General features: G+C 52.7%; 12 protein-coding genes. 6 read left to right on the top strand and 6 right to left on the bottom strand.

Annotated elements, in window-relative coordinates:
• Positions 1–82: 82 nt before the first annotated feature.
• The 5 genes from IPQ00_04535 to IPQ00_04515 all read right to left on the bottom strand — a co-directional run bounded on the left by IPQ00_04535 (position 83) and on the right by IPQ00_04515 (position 7,359).
• Complete coding sequence (locus IPQ00_04535) at positions 83–1,198, bottom strand: glycosyltransferase (protein MBL0239826.1); 1,116 nt, start codon at positions 1,196–1,198, stop codon at positions 83–85.
• A gap of 41 nt (positions 1,199–1,239) precedes the next feature.
• A complete protein-coding gene (locus IPQ00_04530; protein MBL0239825.1) occupies positions 1,240–3,642 on the bottom strand; it encodes an alginate lyase family protein in 2,403 nt (800 codons plus the stop codon).
• 29 nt (positions 3,643–3,671) lie between these two features.
• The gene (locus IPQ00_04525) at positions 3,672–4,808 is read right to left on the bottom strand and encodes a hypothetical protein (GenBank protein MBL0239824.1); all 1,137 of its coding nucleotides are present in this window, start codon (positions 4,806–4,808) and stop codon (positions 3,672–3,674) included.
• 71 nt (positions 4,809–4,879) lie between these two features.
• Complete coding sequence (locus IPQ00_04520) at positions 4,880–6,481, bottom strand: oligosaccharide flippase family protein (protein MBL0239823.1); 1,602 nt, start codon at positions 6,479–6,481, stop codon at positions 4,880–4,882.
• Positions 6,478–7,359: an FkbM family methyltransferase gene (locus tag IPQ00_04515; protein ID MBL0239822.1), complete on the bottom strand. Its 882-nt coding sequence runs from the start codon at positions 7,357–7,359 to the stop codon at positions 6,478–6,480. The genes IPQ00_04520 and IPQ00_04515 overlap by 4 nt, the downstream gene beginning before the upstream one ends.
• Positions 7,360–7,582: 223 nt before the next feature.
• Between IPQ00_04515 and IPQ00_04510 the strand changes: the two genes are divergently transcribed.
• The 6 genes from IPQ00_04510 (at position 7,583) to dps (ending at position 12,842) form a co-directional block, all read left to right on the top strand.
• Positions 7,583–8,515, top strand: coding sequence for a GGDEF domain-containing protein (locus IPQ00_04510; protein ID MBL0239821.1), 933 nt, complete (start codon positions 7,583–7,585; stop codon positions 8,513–8,515).
• A gap of 341 nt (positions 8,516–8,856) precedes the next feature.
• Entirely contained in the window at positions 8,857–9,480 is a 624-nt protein-coding gene (locus IPQ00_04505; protein ID MBL0239820.1) for a hypothetical protein, read from the top strand.
• Entirely contained in the window at positions 9,480–10,361 is an 882-nt protein-coding gene (locus tag IPQ00_04500; protein ID MBL0239819.1) for a hypothetical protein, read from the top strand. The genes IPQ00_04505 and IPQ00_04500 overlap by 1 nt, the downstream gene beginning before the upstream one ends.
• A 4-nt stretch (positions 10,362–10,365) precedes the next feature.
• On the top strand, positions 10,366–11,454 hold the full coding sequence (locus tag IPQ00_04495) for a hypothetical protein (protein MBL0239818.1): 1,089 nt from the start codon (positions 10,366–10,368) through the stop codon (positions 11,452–11,454).
• On the top strand, positions 11,420–12,121 hold the full coding sequence (locus IPQ00_04490; protein MBL0239817.1) for a type II secretion system protein: 702 nt from the start codon (positions 11,420–11,422) through the stop codon (positions 12,119–12,121). The genes IPQ00_04495 and IPQ00_04490 overlap by 35 nt, the downstream gene beginning before the upstream one ends.
• Before the next feature lie 247 nt (positions 12,122–12,368).
• A complete protein-coding gene (gene dps / locus IPQ00_04485) occupies positions 12,369–12,842 on the top strand; it encodes a DNA starvation/stationary phase protection protein Dps (protein ID MBL0239816.1) in 474 nt (157 codons plus the stop codon).
• Positions 12,843–12,916: 74 nt separating this feature from the next.
• Here the strand turns inward: dps and IPQ00_04480 are convergent, their stop codons facing one another.
• Positions 12,917–14,203: an amidohydrolase gene (locus tag IPQ00_04480; GenBank protein ID MBL0239815.1), complete on the bottom strand. Its 1,287-nt coding sequence runs from the start codon at positions 14,201–14,203 to the stop codon at positions 12,917–12,919.
• Positions 14,204–14,244 lie beyond the last annotated feature (41 nt).

Genomic DNA, 14,244 nt, shown 5'->3' with positions numbered 1-14,244 from the left:
TTTGTATAAAAAAGGCAGGAAATATGGCAGGCGTGCTTCAGCACAAACTATATTTTAACGGATTCTACGGCCCAGGGGCAACTTATTTGTCCAATATCGAACTATACAACGCGATCGTGCTTTCGAGCCGGGCAGCTAGTGAGAATTTAGCTTCGGCCGTCTTCCTCCCGTTGTCGCCTAACCTCGAGCTTTCACCCTCGTCCTGCAGCAGTTCGGTCAATCGTCGAGCCATCGTCCCATCATCATCAGACTCGACAAGATACCCTGTTTCTCCCTCGATGATGGCTTCAGCGGCACCGCCGACCTTTGTCGCCACTACCGGCTTTCCCGCGGCCATATACTCGAGTATCGAATTTGAAAACCCCTCCGCAACCGACGTTAGAACGCACGCTGATGAGACGCTCAAGAGTCCGGGAACGTCCGTGCATCGGCCAATGAAATGGATCCGGCCCGAAACCCCAAGTTCACGCGTCAGTGCCTTCATCTCATCCGTAAGTTCGCCCTCGCCGGCAATAACAAAGTCAACGTCATTGAAGTGTGCGGTCACCTCGACGGCCGCCCGTAGCAGCATCGGCACATTTTTAACGCGATGCCGCAAGTTAGCGACAAGCGTCACAAATCTTCGTCCGGCTGGCAAGCCGAATTCACCGCAGTCGATGGTCCGACTCACAAATCGATCGACGTCCAGGCCGTTGTGAATAACGTGGATCTTGGCGGTTGGAATCGATCGTGCGGCCAAATACTCACGCACTGCTTCCGAATTTGCGACGATCGCGTTTGCCCTGCCAAAGGCGATCATCTCAACTATATCCTGTGGTCTCGAACGCATTTCGCCCGTTTCGCGCTTTGATGCTACACGCCCCTTAACCCCCGCAAGCGTTGCTGCCGCCATACCGAAAATGTTGGTATAGAAATCGTGTGTATGGACGATGTCGATCCGATTTTCACGCAAAAACGCGGCACAAGCCCGAACCTGCCGGACGAAATGCGTATTAAAAAAAGATGTCAGTTTGTATTCCGGTATTTCCGGCAAACCGATCGCTTCGGCCTCGGCAAGCAAGACACCTTCCTTATTGAGTGTCGCGGCATACACATCAAATTGAGCATCGGCAACGAGTTGCCCGGTCAGTCCGAGAGCCTGGCGCTCACTGCCGCCCTGGTGAAAACTACCGATAAACTGTAGGACTCTTTTTTTCACGGTCTGCGATAATGCCTTATAGGCCGCTGCGTAAGCCGATGTTAGAGGTTAGTAGGATTGGTATGCGGTAACGAAATACGAAACGCGTCTTTTTCGCCTCGCACGTAAAGGTCGTTGCCGAAACGACGGATCGATGCAGAATTTATCGATGGCGAATTTCCGATCACTTCAAAGCCGTCGATCTCAAAACGGTTGCCGCCGACCAGAACATATTCTTGCGGCACGCTTTCGCCCGGGCCGACACGAGCCCACGTAAATCGAAAATTTGTATCAAAAAGTTCGGTCCGGACCATTTTTCCGGCGTTGTCCGCGTAAACAATCAGGTCTGTGTAACCGCGGTAGAATATCGCGAATGCTCGCCCGCCTTCGATCTCGAGTTCAGTCACCTCAGGCTTGACCGCAAAGTCGCCCGGCAGGATAAACGAGAAAAACTCTTGTGACCCACTGCCCTTCGCGACGAATCTCAGAAACGGTGCGACCGTCTTTTTGCCATAAATATTTGAAATCGAACCCTCGTCCTGTTGCCATCGGCCGCCGTCACCAAAGGCGAATATTCGCCAATTGTCACCCGCGGCAAAGTCGCCCTCAGTATCTAAGACCGGACGTTCTGCATTATCGAGGTGAAAGTTAAGTGAGTGCTCGTGGACGCCCGTCGTCTTTACAAAGTCGCGTATCAGAAAATAGTCCTGTTTGAGAAATAGCACGCTTCGTGAGTGATCTGTCGGTTTTTCGAGTCTTCGATAACCGTCGTGTTCGCCCTCAAAAAAGTCGAAGCGATCGTTCGACAACCATTCGTTTGCCGAAGCATCGGCTTTTGACTTCCAGCTAAAGTAGGAACCAGGTTCAGATGACGAGCGATCATCGACTGTCAGCGTATTGTGTGCCTTGGTCGATCGAAAATAGTCACGCATTTCCTTTGATTCGTGGTAAGTGTAGGTTCCCGAATCGACAAGAAGCGTCTTACCCTGGAGTGCCATATCGATCGCGAGTGCGTCGGCGTGTCCGTGTCCGCCGGACATTGCCCCGACCTCGCCGCAATCGATCAGCAAATAGTTGTCAGAGTTTAGCCAACCGTCGCGCATCGCATAATAGCCGCCCGTACGGAACGCTTTTGAGGTCTGCTGGGGTTCATCAACAATTAGTGTCGAGTACGACAAAAGGCCGTTTGGCCCACACAGCCAAAAAACTTCCTGTGAGGCACTGCCCGCGATCGCCTTTATATCACCGCGACCGAACAGCGCCGCTCCCGCGGCCAAAGTTCCGCGATGATCGTCCGGTGCGGCACCCGTGAGCGGCAATAGTCGTCCGCCATCATCGTCACCGATGATAGGCGTCGTCCCGTCCGGACGCGTCACGAACATCATAAATTCGAGTGCAGCCTCCAGACGCTGCTCAAGTTCGGTCGTGGGGGCGCCACTCGGTTCATTGTTAAATGCGGCACGCAAAACCACGAAATGGAGGTAGATATCGACCGTATATCTCTGGTACCACGTACTCTGCTCAAAATATACGCCGTCATCGTAGATCTGACGCGTCACCTCTTCCATCAAGATATCTTCGCCGACTTTGCGCCAATGCTCGGCCCGCGTTAAGAACGGCATTTGAGTGCCGAGATAATAGAGGCCGAGTGCCTCGCCCGTCAGGTGCGTATTGGGACTGTAATACTTCGACAGATAACGCTCAATGTGTCGCCCGTGCAAATAAAGGTACTTGAGAGCCTTTGCAAAGATCTCGATCGAGAATGCCTCGGCGTGGCGAAACAGTTGAAACGCCCATAGCCAGGACATCGCACGATATGCGACCTCCAGACTGCTCGCCCAATTAACGCCTTGTCCGGGTGGGTTTTGATCCATCCAACTATCAAGTTGGTCGGCAAATGCAACAGCGTATCGCTCATCTTTAGTCAACCAAAAGGCGACGCCGAGAGTGAAGAAATGCTGATGCCGGTTAAGTTCCCACAGCACCTTCTTATCGCCGGTCTCGGTGCTGTCGAGTTCGTCAAACTCCTTCCAATGTTTGATCGGGGACTGTTTCCCGGAGATCGGTTCAAAATGCCAGTCGATTTCGACGCCAACGTTCAGATCCTTAAACCCAAGCAGGTCGATCTTACCCTCCAGAATGCGGTCCGCCGTTTTTATGAAATTAATTCTCGCCGACTCGCCGAATGTAGTTACAAATGTCTCGGCTGAGCGAAACTGATCCTTAAAGGCAGGAAAAAATGTTGCGTCGGAATTTTGAAAGAACTGCTGCCACAATGCATCTGCCGTCCATTCGGATCCGGACAGATTCGGATCGATGAGCTTTGCGAAATCATCATCATCCGGCAGGTGTTCGCCAAAACCGAGCTTTTCGCCGTAGGCCGAAAACACCTGACTGCTGCGGGTGCGCAATTCGTCCCAAGAGCGTCCCCGTATCTTCTTAAGTTGTTGTAGCGGTTCAGCCATTATTCTGAGTCAAACAGGATACTTGATCCTTACATTATCGACTTAAGTCGATAGTCTCGGTATCGTCCGGGGACGCCTCGTTCACCGTCTATGATCGCTGAGGCAATGTTGAATGCCTCTCGTGCCGAAGCAAAATGCACGTCAAAATTGCCGTTGCCTGCTCCGTATTCGATGATCTCGCTAAAAAACCGCCTTGCCCCGTCGCCGATGCAGGCACTCTGGTCGTAATCGAAGAAACCGTGGCAGTACAATTTCACAAAGATCACATCGGGCCTGCCGGCGACCGTCACATTTGCAGACATCCAGCGTTTCAAACGGGCAATATCGGCAGGCTGATTTGCCACGAGTGCTCCATCCTCGATCCGCGGCACCGGTACACCCTTGATTCGGCGCGTCCAATTAAAAACGAGCGGCCCGGTAAATATAAGTGGCAATACCGGCTCAATTCCATTTACACGCACCCGTTTACCCGTGCGGTGCGGCACCGCTTGGTTTGGGTCGCCACTATACTCGTAGATCTGATTGATCATCGCAACCTGCGTACGGTCAGGCGCAGACGGCAGCGTAAGATCGGCGTAGCACCCTGTTTCGGTCAGGATGGCCATCTCGTTATCGACGCCGCAGTACTGTCCACCGCACGAATTTGCCAAGGCAAGATTGCCGTGGACAAAGGCATACATCGGCTGACCCTCGCCGTCCATCCGCGACAGGCATTTATGCCGTTCGGCAAGCATATCGCGAAATTCGACCAGCGCGGCTCGCAAATTCTCAGCAGTATCCGGCTGCTCGACACCGTGGTGCAGATGGACCTCGACCTCGCCAAGCCCTTCGGCCTGCATCTCGGCCATAATATCCAATAAATCCGGATGATATTGCTCCGCCGGAAAAAAGTTAGTGTGGCGAAATTTGGTTCCGTCGATATCTCGGACGGCATCGCCGGTCTCACGAGCCATTTTATGATAGGCCTTGAGCCGCTCGATCTGCGTTTTGATATCTGCGTGTCCGCTTACCGACCAACTCGGCTCAAAATGGTCCGCGACGGTCAAAACCAGTTGTTTTTTATCAAATACGGTCCGTTCCATCAGCGATCCAACCCGCGAAAGCGGGTATTGGAACAACCACGGAAGATTCCATTTTAGTTTGGTGATGAACGTAGGTTCTGACATTTATAGGTCGAAAAATATTCTCATCGATTGCGCATTCCGCTAACGTAACCGCCCGTTCAATTCAGTACATCTTACGCATCGCCCTGTGATATTGGCTCCGCCCGGCGTCGGGATAAGATGCGGCTGATCAAGGCTCTGACACTCTGCTTTTCGTCTTCTTCAATGACGCCCCAGAGGTTTGCCAAAAATAAGTATATCGGAGCAAATACAGCAGCGGAAATAAACAGCACGAGGCTGCCGCCAACAAAATTCAATATCGCTAATTTCTGTGTAGAAAAAATCTCCCGAGCTAGATGTTCACCGGTTGTTTCGACAACGACCTTGATGTTTTCGTAAACAAAATACGTCACGATCCCGGCGGCGACGCAAATGACAGCCGTCTTGAGAACGTCGGTCATCAGCGGTAGGTGATGCATTCCAAGCCCGAGCTTTCGTATAACCATCGTCTCTGCGATGATCTTTTCCAAAATTATGGCCCCGACCGCCGCAGTGATCATTCCGGTCAGGCCGAAATGCTCAAGTCCATAGTAGAGCACCGTCACCAAAGTCAGGAGAACGGCGACTCGTGTGACCAAAAACAGCCTGCCGAGCTCCTTATACGAGCGAACGATCGGATCAGTAATGAGAATGCTGAACGGCAGAATAGTGATGTTAATTACGAATATTGACGCACTTTGCTGATAATTGGTCGTAAAGAGCGTAATGATAAACGTCTGTGCGGTAATGAGCAGAAAGGCATAGATCGGAAAATAGAAGAACGCAAGCTTTTGCATCGCCCTTGCGGTCAAACGGATCATCTCTTCCTTATCACCCACGACCTGTAGCGTGTTCATTCGCGGTATTAGAACCGCAGTCACCGACTCGGCCAACATCGCTATCAGGGGTACTTCGAAACAACCGTAAGCGTAGATCGCATACTCTGCGGAAGTGAATTTGTATCCGACGAAATAGTTATGTATGTCGTTTTGAAGCATCCACAGAATGCCCGCGACTCCGAACGGGATGGCGTACACCATCTGATCCTTAAAAAACCCCAACTCGAATTTCGTCCAAAACCTCGGAAATCTTGACTTCAAATACCAAAATAAAATGCAGGATTGAATCAAGCCCTGAATCATCGCCGCGTAGATAAACGATTCGACCGTAGCAAATAGGAACACGGCCGATCCCATTAGAAGTGTCTTGCTGAACTGTGCAAGGACGATAAATACGGTTGCGACCTTTGCTTCCTGATTGGCGATTGCCACCGTTTCGAGAAAGGTCGAAAATACCCAGATCCAAATAACGACCCCGATCAGCGGGCCGAGTTGCGTGAGTTCCGCACTCTTGAATATGTTCCCGATCAATTGCGGGTATAGAAATAGGGTTACACAGGCAATCCCGCCGACGACGAAATTAAACAGCAGAATATTTAGAATTGCGGCCCCGCGGCGGTCGGCCGTCTCTCTCGCCAGAAAATAAAATGAACTCATCGAAAACCCGAGCGGCAAGATCACGATCGCGTTCATAATTACCTGAAATGCCTCGCGATAATGCCCGACCTCGTCCTGCGTCAGGTACCTTACGATCAGCAGAGGCAATACGAAACTAAAGCCAAAGCCGATGACCTTGGCCCCGAGCAGCCAAGCGCTTTGCTGTTTCAATGATTGGGTTGCCGCCTCAGCTTTATTCATTCGCTGGTCGGGCCTCCTGCAAGGGAGCGATGGCGGGCGTGCGTGTCATACCAGCCCGGGATCGAGCGGCGAACCACACGTTCCAGATTGGCGATCAGCTTTCGGCCTCGGACAGTCTGGATCAGATACGAGTAATCGCCGAATAGCCAGTATTTGATAAATACCGTTCGATACCGGCTGAGGACATCCTCACGCGAACGCCAACGGCCCGGAGTTTCCTCACCAAACGGCCCCGAAGCACCTTCTTCAAAGGTGTGGAAAGCATAGCCATTGTCTGCCGGCAACTCGCTTTGTATGTGGTCAAAATCCTGCTTTATCGCCTTAAAACCGTCATATCCGAGTTGCTCAAGCAGATCAAACTCATACTCTAAACGGCGAAATACCAATTTCTCCGACCGTATGGAGATATAGTCCGGCTTTTGCTCAAATCGCAGCATCGCTCGCAGGCATATCACCTCAGAGCCCACAATGTCCGCTTTAAGATAATGCGGCACCCCAAAGCGTTCGATCTGTTCGGTGAAATCGATAGCGGGTACGCTGATGATCTCATTTGTCGTCCCGAGAACCTCATTTCGGACAGCCCAGTCCTCGGAGGTGCTACCCCACAGCGTATGATTCTCATTACGATAAAATTTGACAACCCGACCGCTGTCGGACTGAGCGTAGGTCTCGGCTATGGCTCCCTCGACGATGGTCAATCGTCTATCAGCGATCGCTGCGGCAAATCGATCGCGGCAAAATTGAGCATTTGTAGGGTCGGCCTCAAAGGCTACCACTCGGAAGCCTTTTTTGAGATAGTGATCCGTGTCCTGGCCGTGGTGCAGCCCGACATCAAAGATCAATCCCGGATCTTTGGCGGTAGAGATTAGTTCTGACATTTGGCACTCCAAAATGCACGCTTGCTCATCGATGGGCGATCGACTCGCAAAGCATCTCTAAATCATATACCGAATCGGGCGTTTATTTCAGTATTTTGTACAAGTTAAACAAATTTAACACGCTGACGAAAGGTTGACTTTCACTCAAAAATAAGGGTGGCGCAGTCCGATCAAATCGGTTATTCTAAGTGTTGGCGTCCCTTTCACACCATCCGCCGATTGTATGAACGATATTGAGATAAAGCGCCGTGACATTCGTCCAGCTTTGGTTTTCCTTAGCGGCGAATTGATCGCCGTTCCGATTCCCCTGGAACGCGAGGAGGTCATCCTTGGACGAGCACTCGAGGCCGACGTTCGTGTCAATGATACGCAAGTCTCACGTCAGCACGCCCGCGTGACAACACAGATCGATCCGTCGACCGGCAGCAGTCAGTACTTCTTGTCCGATCTCAATTCGCGAAATGGCACCTTTCTCAATGGTGATCGGATCACGATGAGTCGTTTGACCAACGGCGACAAGATCGCGATCGGTGAGACGCTTTTGCGATTTGACCTGCTGGACGAGATCGATCGGGAGTACCAACGCCAGATCCACCGTTTGATCTCGCACGACGATCTTACGGGGCTTCTATCAAGCCGATCTTTCTTTTCTGAGCTTCGGCGTGAGGCAAGTCGGGCGACCACCGAGAATCGACCGTTCTGTGTGCTGATGATGGACGGCGACCATTTCAAGGGCGTTAATGACAAATACGGCCACCTTACCGGCAGCAAAACGATCGAGGAGATCGGGCTATCGATAATGGCCGACTTGCGCAGCGGTGATGCCGCGGCCCGATTTGGCGGGGACGAATTTGCCGCATTCCTGCTCGACGCTGAAATGCCACAGGCATTAGTTGCCGCGGAGCGGATGCGTGCCTCGATCGAGCGCCGCGAGTTTAGCGTGGTCCAACCCGGCCGCACCTCCGAAAAGCACCATATTACGGTCAGCATCGGCGTCGCATCTTTTCCCGAAGATTCGTCCGACCCGATCGAACTTGTAGAAATGGCTGACTCTGCTCTATACCGCGCGAAACGCGACGGCCGCAATCGCGTTGCCGCATATCGCGATATGACACACGAAGAACTATCGCGTCACCTGCCATCGCGGCGCCGTTGAGCTTGACATCAAAAGTTGGTTTGGCTGTCCGATCGACGGCTCCGGATCGTTCGCAGTCGGGGTGACCGGCGGGAGATGATCGCCGCGAAATACGATCCACTCCGTCAGTGCCGCATTCAGCTATCCACATTTTCTAATTATTCCATTCCAACGTCTCTGCTACATTATCCACCGAGTCGGTTTTAGCAACGGCGAATACCCGCATCATTAACAAACGAATTTGCAACCTTTTTCTGATGTTCGGCGTGTTAGAAACTGCGTGTGTTCGTGGTAAACTCGTGCTTTGTCCGGAAGAGCTCCGCCGGTGATACCCGATGTATTTTTCTGGAGTAGGATATTAGGTGATCAACACTCTCAATCTAGCAACCAAGCCCTTTAGAAACCGGGCGTTACCGTTTTTACTCGCGGCTCTCCTGCTGTTTACGGCGGCGGTGGGGCTGGTCGTGAGCCTCGCGTATTGGAAGCAGACCGCGGACACCAATAAACTGCTTGCCGAGCAAAATGCACGTACCGAGGCTGAGATCAAACAACTCAAGGGCGAGGGCGAAAAGGTCCAGCAGCAACTTACTCCCGAGCAAAAGGCGATCTTGTCGGCCTCGCATAAGCTCGTCGCGAATAAGACCTTTGTCTGGTCACGTCTATTTGCCGATCTCGAGGGTGTGCTGCCCGGATCAGTTTCCGCATCGCGGATCGCAGTTCGGAATATTTACAATGACGAAGGACGCGTCAAAGCCGATCTCGAATTTGGAGTGCTTAGCCGCGATTATCCTGCCGTGAGGACTATGATCGACAATATGCACAATTCCGGACTTTTCCAAGCCGAACTACGCGGCCAGGATCTGCAAAAGAACGAACGTATGATCTATACCGAATATACCCTGCGGCTGATCTACTCGCCCGGATACGGATATTCGTCCGCACCTGCGACCGACGTTGCTGAGAATAATCCCGGAGGTGCCCGGTAATGGCTGAGATCGAAGCGACCGACATTGAAACAGTCGAATTGCCGCCGGCACATCTCGCTCCGGTTACTCCGGAGGTTTTGGCGCGTCGTCCGCGAAAGGTCGCCGGTGGTATGTGGGGCCCGGTCGAGGTTGCCGCCCTTGCGGGTGGTGCGGTGGCGCTTGGCCTCGTAGTTTTGCTATATATATTTGCAATCGCTCCGGCGGGGCGTGAGCTCGCCCGAAACCGCTCGGAGGCGGATCGCCTCGAGGCTGAGAAACTATCCGCCAAGACCAAATACGGTGAGATCACTACCACCGAAGCTCAGGTCGGGAAGCTACTGGCAAGTGTTGACGATTTTGAAACCAGGTTTCTACCGCCGTCGGTAAATGGCCGCTCGGCACTCTATCAACGTATCAATTCGCTGATCCTTGCCTATGGCCTGACCAATACCACGGGCCCCGATTACCAAAACCTTGAGACTGCGGACGCCAATAAGGAAAACGTGACCGATGAGGAACGAGGGCGTGCCAAATTTCGCAGCCTGTTTCCGGGTATCTATGTGACGATGACCGTCGAAGGTTCTTACCAGAGTTTGCGGCGGTTCATACGCGACCTAGAGACCGGCAATGAATTTGTAGTCGTTAGTACTGTCGAAATCGAGCCTTCTGATTCCGAGACCGATGCCAAGCCGGACCTGACCAAACCGCCCGCTGTGCAACCTGGCGGTGATGGATCTATCGGCGGCTTTCCGGGCACCGGCAAGCCCGATGTCGGACAAACCGGCGTTGCAAAACCTAAGGGTAAGACACACGGTGAGATCGTCGCTCTTCATCTCGAACTCGCGGCCTATTTCCGCCGTGCCAATTACGCACCGATGATCGATAAGGGGACTAATCAGTAACGCAATGGCAGTAACCGCAGGCAAAACCACTGCAGAACGTAACAAGCTGATCGCGGCCTCGCTGCTCGGCTTACTTGCTATTGCGGCGCTCTACTTCGCCTTTGGCCGCAGTCTATTTGGCGGCAATTCGTCGGCCGCCTCAAAGGCAACGCCGACGCCAAAGGCGACGCCTGCCGGCACTCGCAAGGATATCGAGATGCCGTCAGCGACCGAGCAGGATTTTGCATACCAAACGACGCCGATAGACTATCGTCCGGGAAACGCATATGCACCCGACGCCGGACGCAATATTTTTGCGTTTTACGAACCGCCGCTACCGACCCCATACAGCCCGACACCATTGCCGCCGTCAACTCCGCCGCCGACGCCCGTGCCGACGCCTACGCCGGAGATGCTCGTCGGATTTATGATGCCGCAGAACGTTTTCGCCGGCTCAAAGAGTTTTAAGCTCGAGATCAACGGCGACCGTTTCACGCCCGAAGCCCGAATTTATTTCAGCCAGAGCGAGATACCGACAACATTCATAAGTGCCCAGAAGTTGATGGCCGATATTCCGGCAAACTTTATTGCACAGGAAGGCCCGAGGCAGATAATCATCCAGACGCCGGACGGCAAAAAATATTCTAATCAGGTGATCTTCCAGGTTCAGGCACCGCCGCGGCCGACATTCCAATATATTGGAATGATCGCCCGAAAGCGCTATAACAACGACACCGCGTACTTCCTGGAGGGCGGCAAGACAACGCCATTCGGTGCTCGCCTCAATGACGTCGTCGGAGGCCGATTTAGGTTAATAAACATCTCGGCTTCTGAGGTAATATTTGAAGATACGAGTTTAGGCTTCAAGCATAAGATCGCAATTGTTAAACAAAGCACGTCCGGATCGACCGGTTCGCCCGGCTTTCCCGGTGGCCGCCCCGGAGCGAACCCAATAGATCCCGGATTTATGCCGTTTAACCCCGGCAATATTCCGCAGGGCGATATTCCCGGTATCCCGAGTAATATACCTCGGTACGTGCCGCCACAACCGCCCAACCGAAATCCGACGGACAAAAAGGATGTTGACGACAACGACGATGGAGACAACCTGTAACAGACGCGGTGAACGCGGAATGACCTTGCTCGCTGTAATGGCGGTGATGGCCGTATTCGCGATCGGACTGTTGGCGGTCGCACCCGCGATCCAGCAGGAGGTTCAGCGTGAAAAGGAACTTGAGACCATTCGCCGCGGCGAAGAGGTCGCTGACGCTATCCGTCAGTACGTCGAATTTTATCGCGGCGCAAAACTACCCAATTCGATGAACGACCTTCTCGAGGGGCTACCGCAGGGAACCAAAAAGCGGCAGATATTACGGGCCTCTGCGGCGATCGACCCACTTAGTGATGACGGCAAGTGGAGACTCATAAAGGCGGAGGTCCAAACTCTGGGGCCATTTGCCAAACGCGTGCAGAATTACAACGGCGGCCTTTTGCCTTCGAACCCAAGCCAGGTCTTTGACCGCTTTGCGATTGTTTTGGTCAACACTCTAAATACCGGGACCGAAAGTGAGACGACCGACCCCGACGATAGCGACACCGAGGTGCTCACCGAAAGTACTCCGTTCATCGGAGTTGCCAGTCAAAGCCGCAGTAAGTCGGTCATCGCCTATTATGGCATCGAAAATCACTCCAAATGGATCTTTACGCCGCTCTTTCGCGGCGCCGGAGCCAGTAATATGCGTCCGACGCGGCCCACTGCTTTCGGAACGAACGCCAGATAGATCGCTTGTAGAACGGCACAGGATCTGTCGATCTTCGAAGGCATGTGAAACGGGCTCATACCGGAATGTTCAAGTTTAACGATTACCGCCGATACAAATGTGGTCCAATTATCGAGTGCAATAAGTTAGCTTTCTTTTGACTGATCGTAACGCTCGGGTATGCAACGCCGCACGCTCCAACCATATATCGCCTTGACTTTAACAATAATAGTAATTAGAATAATTATTGTAATAACAGGTAAATACTATGCATAAAACAAAAATAGATATCGCAAAAGGTAAACGGGAAAAACTGATAGCTTTACTTAATCAAAGGCTTGCCGACGCGTTCGATCTCAAATCGCAGTCAAAACAAGCCCATTGGAATGTAAAGGGAATGAATTTTATCGCCCTTCACGAACTTTTTGACCAAGTTGCAACCGAACTCGACCCGATGGTCGACGACATTGCCGAACGCATCACAACGCTCGGCGGCACCGCCCTCGGAACGGTTCGTGTAGCGGCACAAAATTCGTCACTGGCTGAGTATCCTCTCGAGATCTCGGACGGAGCGGATCACGTGGATGCACTATCGAACGTTCTTGCTGACTTTGGTAAAAAGGTAAGAGCGGATATCGACACCGCGGACGAACTCGGTGACGCAGACACGGCAGATCTGCTTACGGGCGTATCTCGCTCGATCGACAAACTTCTCTGGTTCGTCGAGGCTCACCTGCAATAGTCCTCAGACGCAATATTCGAAGAGTGTGCCTCCGCATTGGCGACGGCACACTCTTCGTTTGAGGCTTATAGCCATCACTTCTCAAAATCAAACACAATATTGCAAAACGCCTTAATTCCCACGTCGAGGCGACTGTCATCGATAAAGAAATCCGGAGTGTGGTGTGACGCCACGGTCTTCTCATCGCCGCCTTTCGGCATTCCGCCAACGAAAAAGAAAAATGCCGGAGCTTTTTCCCTATAGAATGCAAAATCCTCGGCCCCGGTGACCCAATCAGCATCGTGCACATTGCCCTTCCCCACGGCTTTTTCGAGTGACGGGAGCATTTTTTTGACTAGTTCCGGGGTATTGTAGGTCACGGGCGTCTTTCGGTCGATAGTTACCTCGGCGGTGGCTCCCATGCTCTCGGCGATCTTCGTCGCCGTCCGCTTTATTCGCTCGTGAACTTCGTTCTGCATTTCGGTATCCAGCGTTCTGATCGTGCCGGCCATCGTGACTTCCTCGGGGATTATATTCTCCCGGACGCCTGCAGATATTTTCCCGACCGTGATAATGACCGGAGCCTTTGGCAGATCGGACTGGCGGGCGACGATCATCTGTAAACCGGTATAGATCTGGGTCGCAACAGCGATCGGATCAATTCCCTGCCAAGGGTATGCACCGTGTGCTTGGCGGCCCTTGACCTTGATCTGAAACCAGTCGCTTGCCGCCATCGTCGAGCCGGACTTGTACTTGATCGTTCCGATCTCGGTCGCCGAGTTGATATGTATGCCGAATATCGCGTCGATCTTCGGGTTATCCATTACGCCCTCTTTGACCATATCCAGGGCACCGCCGGTCTCTCCCGCGGGAGCCCCTTCTTCCGCCGGTTGAAAAATAAAGACAACTGTCCCTTTTATCTTGTCCTTCATTCCCGCAAGTACTGTTGCCGTACCCAGCAGCATCGCAATGTGGGTGTCGTGGCCGCAAGCGTGCATCACACCGACCTGCTGGCCGTTATATTCGGCCTTGACGGTTGAGCGAAACGGCACATCGACTCTCTCGGTCACCGGCAAACCGTCAATATCTGCCCGCAATCCTATGACCGGGCCGGGCTGACCGCCCTTAAGAATACCTACAACACCGGTTTTCGCAATTCCGGTGCGAGTCTCGATGCCGAGCTTTCGCAGTTCCTCAGCAATTAGTTTTGCAGTATTTATTTCGCGGTTGCCAAGCTCCGGATGTGCGTGGAAGTAGCGCCGCCATTCGATCACCTGCGGCATTGCCTTGGCGGTGGCCGCGTTGATCTGGGAGGACATATCGACTGCAAAGGCCGAAACCGAGACGGAACATATAACCAGAAGAGCAAAGATAGTTCGCATTGTGACAGGACTCCTTGGGGGTAGAATGCCTGCAATTGTAG

Source organism: Chloracidobacterium sp. (genome assembly GCA_016720705.1).
Classification (GTDB): Bacteria; Acidobacteriota; Blastocatellia; order Pyrinomonadales; family Pyrinomonadaceae; genus OLB17.
Note: the sequence above shows the minus strand (reverse complement) of the source record. Positions and strands in the feature narration are given on the sequence as shown.

Bases quoted from the DNA above. Each gene is read 5' to 3' on its own strand.
- IPQ00_04530 (MBL0239825.1), bottom strand. From the start codon at position 3,642: ATGGCTGAACCGCTACAACAACTTAAGAAGATACGGGGACGCTCTTGG.
- IPQ00_04525 (MBL0239824.1), bottom strand. From the start codon at position 4,808: ATGTCAGAACCTACGTTCATCACCAAACTAAAATGGAATCTTCCGTGG.
- IPQ00_04520 (MBL0239823.1), bottom strand. From the start codon at position 6,481: ATGAATAAAGCTGAGGCGGCAACCCAATCATTGAAACAGCAAAGCGCT.
- IPQ00_04515 (MBL0239822.1), bottom strand. From the start codon at position 7,359: ATGTCAGAACTAATCTCTACCGCCAAAGATCCGGGATTGATCTTTGAT.
- IPQ00_04510 (MBL0239821.1), top strand. From the start codon at position 7,583: ATGAACGATATTGAGATAAAGCGCCGTGACATTCGTCCAGCTTTGGTT.
- IPQ00_04500 (MBL0239819.1), top strand. From the start codon at position 9,480: ATGGCTGAGATCGAAGCGACCGACATTGAAACAGTCGAATTGCCGCCG.
- IPQ00_04495 (MBL0239818.1), top strand. From the start codon at position 10,366: ATGGCAGTAACCGCAGGCAAAACCACTGCAGAACGTAACAAGCTGATC.
- IPQ00_04490 (MBL0239817.1), top strand. From the start codon at position 11,420: ATGTTGACGACAACGACGATGGAGACAACCTGTAACAGACGCGGTGAA.
- dps (MBL0239816.1), top strand. From the start codon at position 12,369: ATGCATAAAACAAAAATAGATATCGCAAAAGGTAAACGGGAAAAACTG.
- IPQ00_04480 (MBL0239815.1), bottom strand. From the start codon at position 14,203: ATGCGAACTATCTTTGCTCTTCTGGTTATATGTTCCGTCTCGGTTTCG.